The following is a 17,365-nucleotide window of genomic DNA, read 5'->3' on the forward strand; positions in this document are numbered from 1 at the left end:
TAAAGTATCAAGGATGTGCAAGGCCTAACATCAATGTTAGGCCTTTTTTAATTAGCGTGATGGATTTACCTGTTTTAAGAGGGTCCTGATGTTATCAACGGTACACTTTGTTATTACCACGCTTTTAGCCATTGTTTGTGTCAAAACGATGGGCGTTAGCCAAGGCGATATTCCAGTACTTGCGCTCGCTATTCCGGCATTGTGGTTGCTTCCACGTAAGGGATGGATAGGGCTAGCTTTACTTGCTGGCGTTGTCGCTTATGGAATCACTCTTCCACATCAACCTATCGAGCTTTCCGTGACTCAATGGGTGTTGTTTCCCCTTCTTATGGTGATGTTTTCGAAACGCAGCAGTAAGATTACTCTCGGTGTAATGGCATCCATCGTACTCATGTTGGAAGTGGGTATTATGGTGAGCCAATTTGTAGGTTCGTTGGAAGGTAATCCGCTTATTACGGCTGTGCAGGTGGCAGCAGTTATTTTGATTTGGTGGGCTTCTAAGCATAAAAGCACATCCAATCAGCAGAGCTGGTGGGCATTGGGCTTAATCGTCCCTTTATGGATTGCCGGACTTCCCCATGCGATTCTCGTGGCTCTGTCACTAACGGGAATTGTTTCTTCTATCGACTTCTTGTCTCGCATCAAAAACTTCCGCTGGGGAAACTGATCTACTGGACAGTACCATCTGTCGGATTTGCTGCGCTCGTGGTGTCACCAAAAGTCGATGTCCCGCACTCAGTTCTGATCGTATGGATGTGCTTATTAGGCACTGCTTGGGCTACGGATTACATCTTGCGCAGCATAGATGCAGAGAAACAAGCTAGCACTTGATAGCATGTCTTGCGTATCGGGCTCGTTGGGTTTACTTATGGGAACTTAGCCTTTGACGATAAAACGATAGTGCAGCGAGGAATAATCCCGTCGCTGCGCCAACCAGATGCGCTTCGGTGGCGACGGTTGCATTGATCATAGCCCCAATAGACTGTGATGGGCCTGAGTATTGTTCCCAAGCAATTTTAGCCAAGAGCCCGAGCACCAGAATGTAGCTGCTCTTTCTTCCCGATAGTGCTTCTTTAAACGCGAAGTAACCGAACAACCCGTGTAAAACGCCAGAGAGCCCAGCATAAGTGGTGAACTGGCTATACTCGGCAGAGATCCCAACAGCAAAAGCACTCGTAAACAATACGGCAAGCCAACGATGAGTTTGAGGTTTGAAGAGGCTGAGGATAAGCCACAGCCCAGCAAGGTTCATAGCAAGGTGATTGAAGTTGGTATGAGTAAAGTTTCCTGTTACGATTCGCCACCATTGCCCATTAGCAACGAGATCTCTGTGCCATATCACCAGACTGTGCAGCGGCTCAAATTGCAACCCTAGGCAAGCTAGGCTCAGTGTTAGTAATACAAGGTACAGTTTCACTTTATGTCTCGATATTGTTTACAGTGTGGTAAATCGCTTAAAGCATGCATTTGTCGATGGATTCAACCCCTTGAATCCGACGTTGAGCTGATCATTCTACAGCACTCTAGTGAACAACATAAACCAATGGGCACAGCGAAGATCTTGTCACTTTCGTTGCCAAACAGCGCGCTAATTGTGGGCGAAAACTTCTCAGATAATGACGTATTGAATCAGCTTCTTGCCGATGAAGATTACCGTCATTACATTTTGTATCCAAGTGATGCTTCTGAACTGGCAACTCAGGCATTGTTGAATCCGCAGTCAACGAATCAAGGCTTAGCCGGCGATAAGTCGCATGGCAATAAACGCGTTCGTATCATCTTACTGGATGGGACGTGGAAAAAAGCCTACAAGATGTGGCAACTCTCTAGCAATCTACAGTCACTGCCTTGTATCCATCTACCTAAAGGCTTAAAGGGCAACTATCGAATTCGTAAAGCACCAAGCGAAAACAGCCTATCAACTGTTGAAGCGGGTTTTCATATCCTTTCGATTTTGCAGCCTGAACGCAGCTTTTCCCCACTTTTAGCCGCATTTGACCAGATGATTCAGTTTCAAATTGATCAAATGCCGCCGGGCGTGTTTGAACAGAACTACATTAAAAACTAGCCCTGTTTTAACCATTGTTGACTCAACCCTATCAGCTATGAGACGAGAAAAGCTGTTGGTGTAGTCTTTGTGCATGGCCATCCGTCATTGAAGAGATGTAGTCACATATCACTCGCATTTGCTCTGTATCACTTCCCGCCAGTTGCCACTTTGTCCGCTCATTGTCGTATAACAGACGTTCAGGATCGGCGCTGAGCGCTTCAAAAATATCCATAATAATTTGCTGGCCCTTGTACTCAACAATTTGTACTTGAGGGATCTGAATAACGTAGTGGCTAACGAAGTTCTTCAAAATCCCCAAAGCCACCGCCATGCTAGGTTCCATCACCGCATTGTAAGCCAGTAGATCAGAATCAAAATTTTCATCGACACGTTGCACGGTAATGCTAGTGAGCAGGGCGTTAACCATGCCACCAATGGCATCTTTTCTCTGATACTGTTTACCAGTAAATAGCATGTCACTGACGGAGTTGATATGCTTTTCAAACCACGGGTCACCACACTCTGCTAGCTGCGCAGCAGCAACTTCATGCCACTGTTGACGAGTAACCATGCCGAGCACAATGGCGTCTTCTAAATCATGCACGCCGTAAGCGATGTCATCGGCGAGTTCCATGATTGAACAATCGAGAGACTTAAAGCGTGTTTTACTGTGGTCGGTGTCGTTACTAGGATTGTCACGCATTTGGCTAATGGCGTTTTTATCACGCTCAGACAAAGGAGCAAGCACCCAATCAAATACCTCTTTGTCACAGTCGTAGATGCCTTTAGCCGGTGCCCATTGTTTCGCTTTGAGTTTCTTTTGATGCGGAATCGGCTCGGGTTTTACCTTGGCTTGAGCTTGACTGATTAGAGCCGGATATTTGATGAGCCCAAGCAAAGTGCGGCGCGATAAGTTCATCCCATGATGTTCAGTGTATGGCTCAAGTTGGGTCACGATACGAAACGTCTGGGCATTGCCTTCAAAGCCGCCGTGGTCACGCATCATGTAATTCAATGCGACTTCACCACCATGCCCATAAGCGGGGTGGCCAATATCGTGGGCAAGACACAGAGAGTCGATCAAGCTATCTGATGGTAAGTAGTCGCGAAACTCGGGCTGCTTTTTTTTAATCTGCGCAACGATGCCGGTACCAAGCTGAGCGGCTTCTAACGAGTGAGTGAGGCGAGTACGATGAAAGTCATTGGCACTCGCGCCATGCACTTGAGTTTTGGCTTGTAAGCGGCGAAAGGCTGCGGAGTGAAGAATACGCGCACGATCGCGTTGATATGGGGTTCGGTGGTCATCACGGCGCAGCTTATGCTCGTCGTCATGTCGCGCGTGCCAAGCATCATCAATCGAAGGGGACATCCTTACTCCTAAATATTGGGCCGAAAATCCGTCAGTTGCTCGAGTGGTACAGGTTTAGCAAAGAAGTAACCTTGGCCTAGGTTGCAATGGTATTGCTGTAGTTTCTCAAACTGAGCTTGAGATTCAATCCCTTCCGCCACGACTTTGAGTGTATGGGAATCGCCAATCGCAATAATGGCTTTGATTAATCCATCGCTTTGCTGACTAGTCAGTAGGCGGTCAATGAAACTGCGGTCGATCTTAATTTCGGTAATCGGTAAGTTGCACAAGTAGCTTAACGATGAGAAGCCTGTGCCGAAGTCATCAAGCGCGATAGAGAATCCCATCTCTCTTGCTTGGTTAAGAATTGGCGTCACCAGTTCAAGATCGTTGATGAATACGTTCTCGGTAATTTCAATGGTCACTCTGTCTCTATCGATCTGATATTCGTCGACAGTTTGACTCAGTTTCTCGATAAATTTGTCTTCAATAAGCTGACTCGGTGAAACATTGATAGATAACCCAATCGCATCAGGGCCATTCGGGAAGAAACGGATCATCTCTTCGCAGGATCGGCGAATCACGAACTGCCCAATCTCACTGATCATACCGATCTCTTCTGCTTTACGAATTAACTCGATGGGTGACACAAAGCCTAAGTTGCATTGTTCCAGCGAATGAGCGCCTCAACGCTGACAAGTTTGCCGGTTTCCAAATGAATCTGAGGTTGGTAGAGCATGTAGAGCTCATCTCGTTCCATTGCGCCTCGAAGCTCTTCTTCTAGCGTGAGTTCGTATTGAACTTGCTGATTAATCGATTCATCGTAAAACAGAACCCCACCTTTCTGGCGCGCTTTGGAGGTGTATAGCGCTGTATCGGCTTTGGAGATTAAGTCCTCGGCGTGTTTGGCATCTTGTGGGAACAGTGCAACCCCTACGCTACAGCTAGACGCAATGCTTTTTCCTTTTATCGCGAAGGTGTCATGGAAAGCATCGTAAACAGCCATACCTTTATGCTCCGCTTCAATGGCAGAAGCGAGGCCGCTGAAGCAGAAAACAAACTCATCCCCACCAAAACGCGCCACAATCGAGTTTTGATCGAGCAGAGATTCGAAGCGTTTTGCCACCACTTTTAATAGCTCATCACCTGTTGAGTGCCCAAAGGCATCATTCACCTTTTTGAAGTCATCAATATCTACAAACATAATGGCTAAGCTGGTGTCTGTTAGCAGGGATTGCTTAATTTTCTGTTCAATGAAATCAATTAAGAAAAGGCGATTGGGCAAATCGGTGAGATCATCATGGAGTGCTAAATATTGGAGCTGGTTTTTGGTTTTCTCTAGTTCATTGAAATCGGAACGTATCTGAGACTGAAAGCGAATAAACCGACGGCCGACAGCTTTACCAATTACCCAAGAAAGTACCGCCAACATACTGGAAATAGCGGCGCTGATGGTGATGATTTGGATCAGTTCGTTGGCGTTGTTCTTCTCAATTTGGCTTTGTCTTTGGGCTAAGAAAGATTCGACACTTTGCGTGTAGATACCTGTACCAATAATCCAATCCAATGTGTAGGTAAGTGACGTAGCTTAGCTTGTGAGAGCTGCTGAGACCCGGAGGTGTGTAGCTTGAGTAGTATTCGAGAAAGCCACCCCCTTCGTTTGCTGTGGTGACTATCTCTTTGACATATAGCTTCCCGCTGCTGTCTCGTGCATCGAGTCGTTCTACATCAATTAAGGCTGGATTAGGGTGGGAGAGAAGCGCCCCCTTGCTATTCATAATGTAAACATAACCGCCATCACCGTAACGATAGTCCGAGATTCGTTTGAGCAATTTCTCTTGGATGTCTTGCTCCACGTCAACGACGTATTCGCCCGTACCAATAAACCAGTCAAGTGGTTCAAAGTGGGAAACGTAGCCAATCTTATCGAATTCCTGTTCCAAATAGCCCGGTTTACTCCACCACCAGCGATGAAAAGCACTGCCTTTGTGTTGTGCGAGCTTAGAAAGATCACGAATGACAAAACTGCCCCGAGTATCTTGAAGATCCCAAAGCATCTCACCCTCAATATTTTTGAGGATAGGGTGCATGACATTCGTACCGTCGAGTTTGTAGATAAAGAAATAGCCACGCCCTTGGTTGAAGCGGATGCCGCGCAGAGCATCGGTAATGACTTTCGCCACTTGTTCTTGGCTTAGGGTAGGGTTGTTGTCGTAGATGTTCTGCGCAATGGCAATCGCGTCTTCAACCCGCTCTTTGACGCTTGCTCTTAAAATTTCTTCAGTGCTTTGTCTCTCATATTCAATCTGCTCAACGATGTTAGTGATGCGATATTGGATGGACTTCTTCTCTTCAGAGTAGAAGTTTTGTTTGAGTGAACTGATGTCTTCTTCGAGGCTAATACGGTTCTCGTTGAGCATCACTGCAATGATGAGAACAACAAAAATACCAATGATAGCCATTGGTAAGTATTTAATTTGTCTTAGTAATTTCTCATCGCTAGAAAGAGTCACTAAATCCTCGAATTTACTCAAGCTAAGTGGGTAAGTGTAGTTAACTGGTTGTTGAACGCCATAGGGTTAACTGATTTCGTCGAGTGATAATTCAAAACTCGGCGCAAATGTATTTAAGAAGTACTCCATTTCTGAGGTGTAACGCTCTTTTAGGGTAATATCCAAGCGTTTTTTCGCTAAGGCGTACTCATGGTTACCTGCGCTAAGTTCTTCTAAACATTTCAAATAAGCACAAATAGTATCGGCCTGTTTTACGATATCTGCATCTTCGGGATGTGCTTTTTGTGAGATGAGGAAGGGGGCAAAATCGTCTCGAAACTCTTCAGGCAGCATGGATAGTAATTTTTGCTCTGCTGCGGCTTCTATCTTTTTGTATTCTTTTGCGATTTCAGGATTGTAGTATTTAACGGGAGTAGGAAGGTCGCCGGTGAGCACTTCGCTCGTGTCGTGGTACATACCTAAAATAGCGATTCTTTCTGGATTCAGCGTGCCGTTGAATTTCTTGTTCTTGATGACCGCTAGAGCGTGAGCAACAAAGGCGACTTGAAGACTGTGCTCAGAGATGTTTTCAGTGGAGACCGAGCGCATTAAAGGCCAGCGCTGGATGAGTTTCATTCGTGCAAGGTGAGCGAAAAAATGGCTTTCTTTCATGTTGTTTCTTCCCTGAAAGCAACTGCTTACATACAGTTAGGTAAAACAAAGGTACTCGATTGAGTACCTTTGAGTATATGTAATTGATTGAATTATCGCTACTGGCTGTAGGTCGATAAGAAGCGTTCAAATCGACCAATGGCCATTTCGAGATCTTCTACGTGTGGCAGCGTCACTATTCTGAAATGGTCTGGCTTCGGCCAGTTAAAGCCTGTCCCTTGCACTAGCAGTACTTTTTCTTGCTTGAGGAAATCGAGCACCATTTGTTGGTCATCTTTGATGTTGTACATCTTGGTGTCGATTTTTGGGAACAGATACATCGCCCCTTTAGGTTTAACGCACGAGACACCAGGGATCTGGTTGATAAGCTCATAGGCTTTATCTCTCTGTTCCAGCAATCGACCACCAGGCAAGATCAGTTCATTGATACTTTGATAACCACCAAGCGCGGTTTGTATCGCATGTTGCATTGGCACGTTGGCACATAAACGCATGGAAGCGAGCATTTCAAGTCCGTTGATGTAGCCCTGCGCCATACTTTTAGGGCCAGTCATAAACATCCAGCCGCCACGGAAACCACACACGCGATACGCTTTTGAAATACCATTGAATGTCACGGTCAGTACGTCGTCGGATAAGGTGGCGATAGAAGTATGAACCGCGCCATCGTAGAGGATCTTATCGTAGATTTCGTCGGCGAAAATGATCAGTTTGTGCTGACGGGCAATCTCTACCACTTCAAGTAAGAAATCGCGACTGTATACCGCACCCGTTGGGTTGTTTGGGTTGATCAGAACAATACCACGAGTCTTCGGCGTGATTTTTTTACGAATATCATCAAGGTCTGGGTACCAATCGGATTCTTCATCACACATGTAGTGCACAGCCTTACCGCCCGATAGAGCGACAGACGCTGTCCAAAGCGGATAATCGGGTGCCGGGACCAGCATTTCATCGCCATTATTCAGCAGCGCTTGCATCGACATAACGATCAGCTCAGAAGCGCCATTACCAATGTAGACGTCTTCCACATCAAGGTTACGCAGACCACGTTTTTGATAGTGTTGCACAACAGCTTTTCGGGCAGAATAGATGCCCTTAGAGTCACAATAACCCTGAGAAGTCGGCAAGTTACGAATTACATCGACCAAAATTTCATCTGGGGCGTCGAAACCAAACGGGGCGGGGTTGCCAATATTAAGTTTTAGGATTTTATGCCCTTCTTCCTCCATGCGCTTAGCATGTTTGAGTACAGGCCCCCTAATGTCATAGCAGACATTATCGAGTTTTGACGACATCCCGATATTTTGCATTGTTTAATCCCTAAAAATTATTCGATTTCTTTACTAAATTACATCAAAAATGATTTTTATAGTATAAAAATCTGCAATAACTCTCTCATTTGGATAGGGTTTGCTCGCTTTCTATCACAGGATTTCGCAAAACATTGAGCCCGTCCTTGATCTCAGTAAGGTCTATAAATACATTACTCATCTAATATAATTTTAGGGTCTGATGGCCTTTCGAGCTGATTTTTGCAGCGCTTTGTGGGAAATTTATACAAGGCAGAGGCTTTTATATGTAGTTGACCTACATGAAAAGCCGATAACGCAGTAGAAATGAACCACAAAGGCTGCCCGAAGGGTTCGGCTAAAATCGTTTTACGCTTTGTTGAAGACGATTTGCTTAGAATGCTAGGCTACATAGTCTTCGCCGCGCCTAAAACGATTTTATCTCGAACAAAATTTAACCGCGAAAGGTCAACAGACCCAAATGCTTTCAATGTGAACGAGGTCGATTTGTCACATTTCTATCAAGCCATTACAGAACTGATTGAACATGTAAAGAATGCAAAAAGCGGTACCCACCGTATTGTTCAACCTATTTCTGAGAAGCCAAACGTAGCATTTATTGACTGGCTTGAAGCACAACCTGTATTCCCTAAATTTTATTGGCAGACCCGCGACACTCGCGAAGAGGTTGTTGCATTAGGCCAACTGCATACTTTTTCTGACCCAGCGCCAGCATACACTATTTTGGCTGACGATCAGCGCGTGTGGGGCGGCCGTTCCTTCGATGGAAATACGGCTAAAAATCAACGCTGTATGGCGTCATTCTTCTTTCTCCCGCAAATTGAATTGATACGCTTCGACGACAACTTTTCCATTGCCGCCAATCTCAACAACGAACCGCATCGTACTTTGGCAAGCTTGTATAAGTTGCAAGCAGAAGTTGCGCCTATTCTGCCAATTTCTTGCCACATAAAAGAGATACAGCACACGCCAGAACAGCCGCAGTGGACAAGTTTGGTAGAACAAGTCCTAGAGAAGATTGAAGATAAAGAATTTGAAAAAGTGGTGTTGGCAAGAAAGAGCTCGGTTCAGCTAGATTCTCAGTTAAAGGCGAGCCAACTGCTGAAAGCCAGTTATGAGCAAAATCATCATAGCTTTCACTTTATGATGTCGCTTGACCAAAACCACAGCTTTATTGGTTCAACACCAGAGCGCCTTTATTTAAGACAAGGGCAAGAGCTGATGACAGAAGCCCTTGCTGGAACGATCGGGCGAGGCAGCAACGCAAGCCACGATATGGAGCTGGCAAACTGGCTGTCTCAAGACAAAAAGAACCTGAATGAAAATCAGTATGTGGTGGACGATATTATTGAACGTTTAACACCGCATTCAGAACTAGTGACTGTAGATGAAGACGCAAGCCTGGTGAGGCTTCGTAAAGTGCAGCACCTTAAACGCAGTATTCATGCTCACTTGAAATCAGGCACTAATGGCGTTCAACTGCTTAGTGCGTTGCAGCCGACTGCCGCAGTGGCTGGCCTGCCTCGTGAAGCGGCTATGAATTTTATTCAAGAGAACGAGCCGTTTGTGCGCGGTTGGTATGCCGGTTCTATGGGGTATATTAGCCATAAACAAGCTGAATTTTGTGTGGCGATTCGTAGCGCGTTGGTACTGGGTGAGCAGGTTCAACTGTTTGCTGGTGCAGGCATTGTTCCAGGTTCACGAGCCGATCATGAGTGGCAAGAACTGGATAAGAAAATGTCGACATTGCTGACGTTAATTTCTGATAGACCGCCACTTGGGGTGGCGTCATGAGTCAGTCGCAAGCGGCATTGAATCGAATTTGGTCTGAAATCCTTCTTGAAGAATTAACCCGATATGGTGTTGAGCATATTTGTATTGCACCGGGTTCTCGTTCAACACCGTTAACGCTCGAAGCGGATGCGAATCCTAAACTTCAGATCCACACCCACTTTGATGAGCGAGGCTTGGGCTTTTATGCTTTGGGCTTGGCGAAAGCCACCAATAAGCCGATCGCGATTGTGGTGACATCGGGAACGGCGGTTGCCAACTTACTGCCTGCGATTGCAGAGGCTAACTTAACCGGTGAAAAGCTGGTGGTACTCACGGCAGATCGGCCTATTGAGTTGGTTGGGTGTGGGGCTAACCAAGCCATCAACCAAAATGGCATATATTCCTCGCATGTGACTACTGCGCTTAACTTGCCGAGCCCATCTACATCAATTGCATTGAACTGGCTGTTGACCTCGGTTGATCAAGTAATGCACCAACAAAAGACCGAGCAAGGTCCAATTCATATCAATTGCCCGTTTCCTGAGCCATTGTATGGTGGTGACAAAGCAGAATACAGAAATTACCTTGAAAGCCTCTCATCTTGGCTAAACTCTTCCATGTCTTACACACAGCGTGTCGAATCGTCCTTAATGTCGAGTACAGATTCGGCCGAGTTTAGTCGTTATTGGCCGCGTAAAGGTTTGATTGTAGTGGGTAGCGTTTCATTGACAGAAGCGAATAAAGCCAAGCAACTAGCCGAGCAATTGGGTTGGCCAATATTTTGCGATCCGCAATCTGGTGCTTCAAGCGCTTACAAGCACTACGACCTTTGGCTGCAAAACGCTGAGCAAAAGGCCAAGCTATCCCCTTGTGAGGTGATCGTTCAGTTTGGCTCAAGAATAGTGTCGAAACGCCTAAATCAATGGTTGAGTGAGCAAGTATCTCAGCGAAATGCCGAATTTATTTATGTTGATCCCCGACGCGATCGAAACAACCAAACCCATTTACCGCAACGTCATATTGTCACTGATATTGCGCCGTGGATTGATGGTCAGTTGGCTGCTCTTGATGAAGTAGAGCATGACCCCAATCGTTGGTTAGATGCGCAAGATACGCATCGCAATCAAATTATTGAAGCGATTGAGGTTTTTGTTCGCGAGTCTGCTAATGAGTTAGGAGATAATGAACCCGCAACGGAGCTGAAAGCTGCGCATCAAATGGATAGGCTTCCTAAGCAAGCAGACGTGTTTATTGGAAATAGTTTGTTTGTGCGCCTTGTCGATATGGTTGGAAGCGCTGATGGTTACAACGTATTCAGTAATCGAGGAGCCTCCGGCATTGACGGTTTAATTGCTACTTCGGCAGGTTTAACCGCAGGACGTCAGAAACCAAGTATCACATTCATTGGTGATACGTCGCTGCTCTATGACTTGAATTCGCTGGCGCTGTTTAGTCGACGCAAAATACCGTCTGTGATTGTAGTCACCAACAATGATGGCGGGGCGATCTTTGATTTGCTTCCTGTGCCAACTGAGCAAAAGAGCACCTTATATCAGATGCCTCATGGGTTCGGGTTTGAACATGCCGCGAAGCAGTTCAACTTGGCTTATAAAAGCGTCCAGACAATGTCGCAATATCATCAACGTATCGAACAGCATTTGGAACAAGGCGAGGGTACATTGCTGATCGAAATCGTAACCCGTCCCGATCAAGCCTCTGAGCAGGTTAAGAAGCTGAGTCAACTTATCCATGCTCTATAGTGATCTTCAAAGCAATCAACTCAGAGAAAATCAGTCAAAAGACAACCAGCCTGTGGTTGTCTTTCTGCATGGATTACTAGGAAATGGAACTGATTGGCAATCATGCCTGTCTCAACTCCCAGATTACTCAACGTTAACACTTGATTTAGCAGGGCACGGTAAAAGCGTTGATATACTTTGTACCTGCTTTACGGATTGTTGTGAGCAGATTGAAACCGCCATTCTCAACCGAGTCGGCGCATCTACACCTATCCTCCTAGTCGGTTACTCAATGGGTGGGCGAATCGCGATGGTGGGCTGCGCAAATGGCCACTTTGCACGGTTAAATGTGAAAGGCTTAGTTGTTGAAGGTGGTAATTTCGGATTGAGTAATCAAGCCGATAAAAGTGCGAGACTGCTTAACGATAGACACTGGGCGACACGTTTTGAATCTGAACCGATTGAACAGGTATTAGTCGATTGGTATCAACAAGCGGTGTTTTCCTCACTAAATCATGAGCAAAGACAACACTTGGTTGAAAAACGAAGTAATAATAACGGTAAATCTATTGCGCGGATGTTATTGGCAACGTCGTTGTCTCGGCAAAGTGACATTCGAAGTGCGCTAAACAATGCTAACCTTCCGATTCGCTATCTATGTGGTGAGAAAGATAAAAAGTTTCACCAGTTGGCAAAGGAGAGCGGTCTCGACTATCGAGTGATTGCACAAGCTGGGCACAATGCTCATCAAGAGCAACCAACAGCGTTTGTGCAAGAGCTAATAAGTTTTATAGAGACTCGCGTAAGCGAGTTGTAAACAGAACAATGGGAATCACCATGGCAAAAACAGTAGGCATCACAGAAGAAGAACTTTACGCACCAGTAAACTGGAATGATTGTACTGGCGACTATCAAGATATTTCATACCATAAGTCTCAAGATGGTATTGCAAAGATCACCATCTGCCGCCCTCAAGTTCACAACGCGTTTAGACCACAAACCGTCAAAGAGATGATCAATGCGCTTGCAGATGCGCGTTACGACGAGAAAGTGGGTGTGATTATCCTAACGGGTCTTGGCGAAAAAGCCTTCTGCTCTGGTGGTGACCAAAGTATTCGTGGTGATTACGGCGGTTACCAAGACGATAGCGGTACGCACCACCTAAACGTGCTCGACTTCCAACGTCAAATTCGTACGTGTCCAAAGCCTGTGATTGCATCCGTTGCGGGTTGGGCTGTTGGCGGTGGTCATGTTCTGCATATGATGTGTGATCTGACGATCGCGGCTGAAAACGCTCAATTTGGTCAAACAGGCCCTAAAGTGGGTTCTTTTGATGGTGGTTGGGGTGCGTCTTACATGGCTCGTATCGTTGGTCAAAAGAAAGCACGCGAAATTTGGTTCCTATGTCGTTTCTACAATGCACAAGAAGCGCTGGACATGGGCTTAGTGAACACGGTTGTTCCACTAGAAGAGTTAGAACGTGAAACCGTACGTTGGTGTCGTGAAACTCTGCAGCACAGCCCAATGGCTCTGCGTTGTTTGAAAGCAGCACTTAACGCTGATTGTGATGGCCAAGCTGGTTTGCAGGAGCTTGCAGGTAACGCCACTATGATGTTCTACATGACAGAAGAAGGCCAAGAAGGTCGCAACGCCTTTAATGAAAAGCGTCGTCCTGACTTCGATAAGTTCCCTCGTAACCCTTAATTCAATAGCAAAGAATAGGCACCGTAATACGGTGCCTACTTTTAGGGCAACATAGGAACAATTGGAATGAGAACGGCCAAACTTTACAGCTACTGTCTGCCCATGGACAGTGGCGTTATTCTTCGTGAAAACAAACTGACCGAGCGAACAGGCTTAATTGTCGAGCTTTCAGACGGCGACAATGTCGCTCGCGGCGAAATCGCCCCACTGGCGGGTTTTAGTGTTGAAACACTTGAAGAAGCCCAACAACAAGCGATAGAGCAGCTTAAGCTTTGGGTTGGTGGTGAGCATTTGGCTTATGATGATCTTTTCCCTTCTGTCGCTTGGGGTATCTCAATGGCAGAGCTTGAACTGGCAGGAGACTTACCGGCAGAGGGCAACTACCAAGCGGCCCCACTGTGCAATGGTGACCCCGATGATTGATCATTACTCTCAATCAGATGGAGGGTGAGAAAATTGCTAAGGTCAAAGTTGGCCTATATGAGCAATTCGCGACGGTATGATAGTGAGCTTGCTTCTAGAATCGATCCCAGACCTTAAGCTCAGATTAGACGCTAATCGCGCTTGGAAGCTAGATAAAGCCAAGCAATTTGCCAAACACATCTCTCCTTCATTGCGAGGCCGCATTGCTTACATTGAAGAGCCTTGTCAGCAGCCAAACGACAGCTTCTCGTTTGCTATTGATACTGGTATTGCGATTGCTTGGGATGAAACACTGCAACATGCGGTGCAGCGCGAAGGATTTAAGCTTTCCGACATTATCGGCGGTAAGGCGATTGTCATTAAACCCATGCTAATCGGCTCGGTTCAGCGTTGCATTGGTTTGATTGAAAGCGCAGAGAAGTTAGGCATAACAGCGGTGATCAGCTCAAGCATTGAATCGAGCTTTGGGTTAAATCAATTGGCGCGTTTTTCGAAATGGCAATTGCCAAGCACAGTACCGGGCTTGGATACGGTTGGCTTGTTCAAAGCGCAGCTTGAAGTCGCGTGGCCTGAATGCCTGCTTCCTGTTCAATCTATGGCAGACCAAGAAGTCATTTGGCAGTCATGAGTGGCCAACTAAGTAAGAGAACAGAAAACCAAAACGTCCCGCAATGGCGCTATTGGCAATCAGTGCGACCTAATCAGGTCGCACTTTTTACAGCTAATAAGAACTACACTTGGGCACAACTGGCTGAAAAAGTTGCTGTTGCTAGTCAGAATTTAGAAAGTGAAGGGGTAACACGAAATACTTGCGTGACAGTGATTGGTAAGAACAGCTTAGAGAGCGTGATTCTCTATCTGGCTTGCCAAGAAATAGGCGCGGTTTGCGCGTTTGTCATGCCTGCACCTTTGAACATTATCGAGAATAAACTGGATACGCTCTACGGGGAGCAGCTAACTCGCTATGTTTATCTTGGTCATGAAAGCGGGCTGAATGATAACGAAATTAGCTCTATCAATGCCCGTGTTATTAGTCCGTTAATGCAGATAGACAGCGAAGAGGTTAGTACTTACTTCGATTCAGAAACTTACTCGACAGTAACTGCTTACCAAGATTCTCAGCTCGCCTCAATTATCTTTAGTTCAGGCTCAACAGGTATCCCCAAGGCGGTTGCCCACACCGTTTCTCAACATCGCTCGAGTGCTGAAGGTTTATTAAAAGACTTTCACTACCGAGCCTTAGATTGCTGGCTTCTCAGTTTGCCTATCTATCATGTTTCTGGCTTAGCAATCGTTCATCGCTGGCTCGAAGCGGGCGCTGCACTCAAGGTTGGCGTTGGCAATTTGGCGGCCGATTTTAATGGCGTTACGCATGCATCGTTAGTCCCGACTCAATTGAAAAGGCTTTTAGATAGCCAGTGCGATCTTTCTTTGACTCATGTTCTTCTCGGTGGAAGCCAAATTCCAATGCAGTTAGCGCAGCAAGCAAAAGATCAGGGCATCGATACTTGGCTTGGCTACGGCATGACTGAAGCAGCATCGACAGTGACGGCAAAACCGGTTGATGGGCTTGAAGGTTGCGGCCATGTTTTATCAAACCGGAAAGTTAAGATTACCAAGCAACGTATTTTCATCTCGGGTGAAACGCTAGCTCAAGGTTACTACCATCAGGGTATTTGTACCCCAATGGTGGATGATGAAGGCTGGTTTGACTCAAAAGATTTGGGCTGTTGGCAGGATGGGCAACTGGTTGTGATTGGTCGAGCTGATAATCAGTTCATTTCTGGTGGTGAGAACATTCATTGCGAAGAGATCGAGCGTGTTTTGAATCAGCATCCCGATGTCGTGCAGAGTATTGTTATCCCTATTGCAGACGAAGAGTTTGGCCATCGCCCTGTCGCGGTAATCGAAACAAAAAATGAAGTAAAAACACGCCCTAATAAGCAGGATATAGAACGCTTTTTAGACGGTAAGTTGGAGAAGTTTAAATGGCCTGTTCGTTATGAGCTAATGCCCGATGAAAGCCGCCAGGGAGGCATCAAAGTTTCTCGCCAGTTTCTAGCTGACTATTTGAATCGAGTAAGGTGACTACTGAAAAGTAAGTCGAGAGAGAACAGAGCAGAAAAAGGGAAGTGCAGCACCGGTGACTAAGCGGGTCTGCACTTCAGGGGGCGTGGTGGAGGTGAGCCACCACTAGGGTCCTAGACAATAGTTTCTAGACTATAGCTCCTAAATAAGAGGCTCTAGAACCCTAATTTGGGGAAGGTTAACTCGCGAGAACCTTTTTCATTTGCTCGGCAACTTTATCTACCTTGCCAAGACCAATGATAACTTGAAGACCACCTTTACCAACTGGAACAACACCTGCTGCGCCTAGCGCCTTAAGCTTGTCACTGTCAGCGGCTGATGAATCTTTCACCGTTAGACGTAGACGAGTTATACAGTTATCTACCTCTAGGATGTTATCTGCTCCGCCAATTGCTTCGATGTAATCTTTTGCTAGCGTTGCTAGGCCTTCAGGAGACGCTGACTCTTGCTCGCTTTCCATCTCTTCACCACGGCCAGGGGTGCGTAGGTTGAACTTGATGATAGCAAAGCGGAACAGTGCGTAGTACAGCGCGAAGAATACTAGGCCTTGGACGATCAGCATGTACCAGTTTGTAGCTAGAGGGTTTTGGCTAGATAGTACTAGGTCTACAAAACCTGCCGAGAAACCAAAGCCTGCCATCCACTCCATGCTTGCTGCAATGTACAGTGAGATACCTGTTAGTACTGCATGAAGTAGGAACAGTAGCGGTGCTAGGAACATGAAGCTGAACTCTAGTGGCTCTGTGATACCAGTAAAGAATGATGCTGTTGCCGCAGCGACCATGATTGCAAACACTTGGTTTTTGTTTTTTGCATCAGAGCAGTGGTACATCGCCAGCGCCGCACCTGGTAAACCAAACATCATAATCGGGAAGAAACCAGCTTGATACATACCCGTTGTACCAGGGATACCTGTGCCGTTAGCAATGGACTCTGCACCGCCAAGGAAGTTAGGGATATCGTTGATGCCTACAACGTCGAACCAGAATACTGGGTACAGTGCGTGGTGCATACCCACTGATAGGAATAGACGGTTAAAGAAGCCAAATAGACCAGCGCCAACCGCGCCCATACCTTGCAGTTTAATACCTAGTAGTACCAACGCATCGTAAATAGCAGGCCAGATGTAAAGCAGTGCGAAAGATAAAACCATACCTGCGATAGACGTCAGGATAGGTACAAGGCGCTTACCACTAAAGAACGCGAGTGCTTGAGGAAGTTCAACGGTTGAGTAACGGTTGTAGATTTCCGCAGAAAGAATACCAACAAGAATACCGATAAACTGGTTGTTGATCTTGCCAAATGCGGCTGGAACCGCGTCTGCGTCTACACCCGTTAACTGGGCCACTGTGCCCGGAGAAAGGAGAGTGGTTACTACCAAGAACATGACAAAGCCAGCTAGAGCTGCTGAGCCATTTTTGTCGCGGCTTAAGCCAAATGCGACACCGACTGCGAATAGTACCGACATGTTGTCGATGATTGCTGCGCCAGATTTGATGAAGAATGCGGCTAGGATACTTTCAGAACCCCAGCCAACTGGGTCTAGCCAATAACCTACACCCATAAGAATTGCTGCAGCAGGAAGAGTCGCGACTGGAACCATCAGCGCCTTACCCACTTTTTGCATATATCCAAGAATATTCATGTATGCCCCTAAGAATTAATTGATTAACTTTTTTAATGCCTCTACTGGGATCAAAATTGAGTCTAAAAATTGATCTAGGCAGAGATTTGATGAACTAAGGGTATTAAAGAATTATTTT

At 46.1% G+C, this 17,365-nt stretch carries 12 protein-coding genes and 3 pseudogenes; 8 read left to right on the plus strand and 7 right to left on the minus strand.

The window, feature by feature from the left end; all coding sequences use genetic code 11:
• Positions 1-85: 85 nt before the first annotated feature.
• Positions 86-831: pseudogene (locus UA76_RS12715) on the plus strand (VP0952 family biofilm-associated protein).
• A gap of 31 nt (positions 832-862) precedes the next feature.
• Here the strand turns inward: UA76_RS12715 and rrtA are convergent.
• The gene (gene rrtA, locus UA76_RS12720) at positions 863-1,417 is read right to left on the minus strand and encodes a rhombosortase (RefSeq protein WP_047046717.1); all 555 of its coding nucleotides are present in this window, start codon (positions 1,415-1,417) and stop codon (positions 863-865) included.
• Positions 1,418-1,420: 3 nt separating this feature from the next.
• Here rrtA and UA76_RS12725 point away from each other — a divergent pair, with 3 nt between their 5' ends.
• Positions 1,421-2,068, plus strand: a complete 648-nt coding sequence (locus UA76_RS12725; protein WP_047046719.1) for a tRNA-uridine aminocarboxypropyltransferase — start codon at positions 1,421-1,423, stop codon at positions 2,066-2,068.
• 31 nt (positions 2,069-2,099) lie between these two features.
• Here UA76_RS12725 and UA76_RS12730 read toward each other — a convergent pair whose 3' ends face one another.
• The 5 genes and pseudogenes from UA76_RS12730 to UA76_RS12745 form a co-directional block, all read right to left on the minus strand.
• Positions 2,100-3,419: an anti-phage deoxyguanosine triphosphatase gene (locus UA76_RS12730; RefSeq protein ID WP_047046722.1), complete on the minus strand. Its 1,320-nt coding sequence runs from the start codon at positions 3,417-3,419 to the stop codon at positions 2,100-2,102.
• Positions 3,420-3,427: 8 nt separating this feature from the next.
• A pseudogene (locus tag UA76_RS25450) lies at positions 3,428-4,830 on the minus strand (putative bifunctional diguanylate cyclase/phosphodiesterase).
• Between the two features lie 58 nt (positions 4,831-4,888).
• Positions 4,889-5,911, minus strand: a complete 1,023-nt coding sequence (locus UA76_RS24740) for a cache domain-containing protein (RefSeq protein ID WP_238322285.1) — start codon at positions 5,909-5,911, stop codon at positions 4,889-4,891.
• Positions 5,912-5,977: 66 nt separating this feature from the next.
• A complete protein-coding gene (yfbR, locus tag UA76_RS12740) occupies positions 5,978-6,562 on the minus strand; it encodes a 5'-deoxynucleotidase (RefSeq protein ID WP_047046725.1) in 585 nt (194 codons plus the stop codon).
• 98 nt (positions 6,563-6,660) lie between these two features.
• Positions 6,661-7,875 (minus strand): pyridoxal phosphate-dependent aminotransferase, encoded by a 1,215-nt coding sequence (locus tag UA76_RS12745; RefSeq protein ID WP_047046728.1) that lies wholly within the window; start codon positions 7,873-7,875, stop codon positions 6,661-6,663.
• A 486-nt stretch (positions 7,876-8,361) separates the two neighbouring features.
• Between UA76_RS12745 and UA76_RS12750 the strand changes: the two genes are divergently transcribed.
• The 6 genes and pseudogenes from UA76_RS12750 (at position 8,362) to menE (ending at position 15,602) form a co-directional block, all read left to right on the plus strand.
• Entirely contained in the window at positions 8,362-9,669 is a 1,308-nt protein-coding gene (locus UA76_RS12750; RefSeq protein ID WP_047046856.1) for an isochorismate synthase, read from the plus strand.
• Positions 9,666-11,408 (plus strand): 2-succinyl-5-enolpyruvyl-6-hydroxy-3-cyclohexene-1-carboxylic-acid synthase, encoded by a 1,743-nt coding sequence (gene menD, locus UA76_RS12755; protein ID WP_047046729.1) that lies wholly within the window; start codon positions 9,666-9,668, stop codon positions 11,406-11,408. Before UA76_RS12750 ends, menD begins: the two co-directional genes overlap by 4 nt.
• Positions 11,398-12,204, plus strand: coding sequence for a 2-succinyl-6-hydroxy-2,4-cyclohexadiene-1-carboxylate synthase (gene menH, locus UA76_RS12760; protein ID WP_047046731.1), 807 nt, complete (start codon positions 11,398-11,400; stop codon positions 12,202-12,204). Before menD ends, menH begins: the two co-directional genes overlap by 11 nt.
• A 20-nt stretch (positions 12,205-12,224) precedes the next feature.
• A complete protein-coding gene (gene menB / locus UA76_RS12765; protein ID WP_047046859.1) occupies positions 12,225-13,091 on the plus strand; it encodes a 1,4-dihydroxy-2-naphthoyl-CoA synthase in 867 nt (288 codons plus the stop codon).
• 66 nt (positions 13,092-13,157) lie between these two features.
• Positions 13,158-14,142, plus strand: a pseudogene (menC, locus tag UA76_RS12770) (o-succinylbenzoate synthase).
• Positions 14,139-15,602, plus strand: coding sequence for an o-succinylbenzoate--CoA ligase (menE, locus tag UA76_RS12775; RefSeq protein ID WP_052772042.1), 1,464 nt, complete (start codon positions 14,139-14,141; stop codon positions 15,600-15,602). The pseudogene menC and the gene menE overlap by 4 nt, the downstream one beginning before the upstream one ends.
• Before the next feature lie 178 nt (positions 15,603-15,780).
• Here menE and nagE read toward each other — a convergent pair whose 3' ends face one another.
• Positions 15,781-17,229, minus strand: coding sequence for an N-acetylglucosamine-specific PTS transporter subunit IIBC (nagE, locus tag UA76_RS12780; protein ID WP_202906940.1), 1,449 nt, complete (start codon positions 17,227-17,229; stop codon positions 15,781-15,783).
• Positions 17,230-17,365: the final 136 nt, after the last annotated feature.

This window comes from Vibrio mexicanus (assembly GCF_001012815.1).
GTDB lineage: Bacteria > Pseudomonadota > Gammaproteobacteria > Enterobacterales > Vibrionaceae > Vibrio > Vibrio mexicanus.

Excerpts from the sequence above, each read along its gene's own strand:
- UA76_RS12725 (WP_047046719.1), top strand. The coding sequence starts at position 1,421 with ATGTCTCGATATTGTTTACAGTGTGGTAAATCGCTTAAAGCATGCATT.
- menD (WP_047046729.1), top strand. The coding sequence starts at position 9,666 with ATGAGTCAGTCGCAAGCGGCATTGAATCGAATTTGGTCTGAAATCCTT.
- menE (WP_052772042.1), top strand. The coding sequence starts at position 14,139 with ATGAGTGGCCAACTAAGTAAGAGAACAGAAAACCAAAACGTCCCGCAA.
- nagE (WP_202906940.1), bottom strand. The coding sequence starts at position 17,229 with ATGCAAAAAGTGGGTAAGGCGCTGATGGTTCCAGTCGCGACTCTTCCT.
- yfbR (WP_047046725.1), bottom strand. The coding sequence starts at position 6,562 with ATGAAAGAAAGCCATTTTTTCGCTCACCTTGCACGAATGAAACTCATC.
- menH (WP_047046731.1), top strand. The coding sequence starts at position 11,398 with ATGCTCTATAGTGATCTTCAAAGCAATCAACTCAGAGAAAATCAGTCA.
- menB (WP_047046859.1), top strand. The coding sequence starts at position 12,225 with ATGGCAAAAACAGTAGGCATCACAGAAGAAGAACTTTACGCACCAGTA.
- UA76_RS12745 (WP_047046728.1), bottom strand. The coding sequence starts at position 7,875 with ATGCAAAATATCGGGATGTCGTCAAAACTCGATAATGTCTGCTATGAC.
- UA76_RS12730 (WP_047046722.1), bottom strand. The coding sequence starts at position 3,419 with ATGTCCCCTTCGATTGATGATGCTTGGCACGCGCGACATGACGACGAG.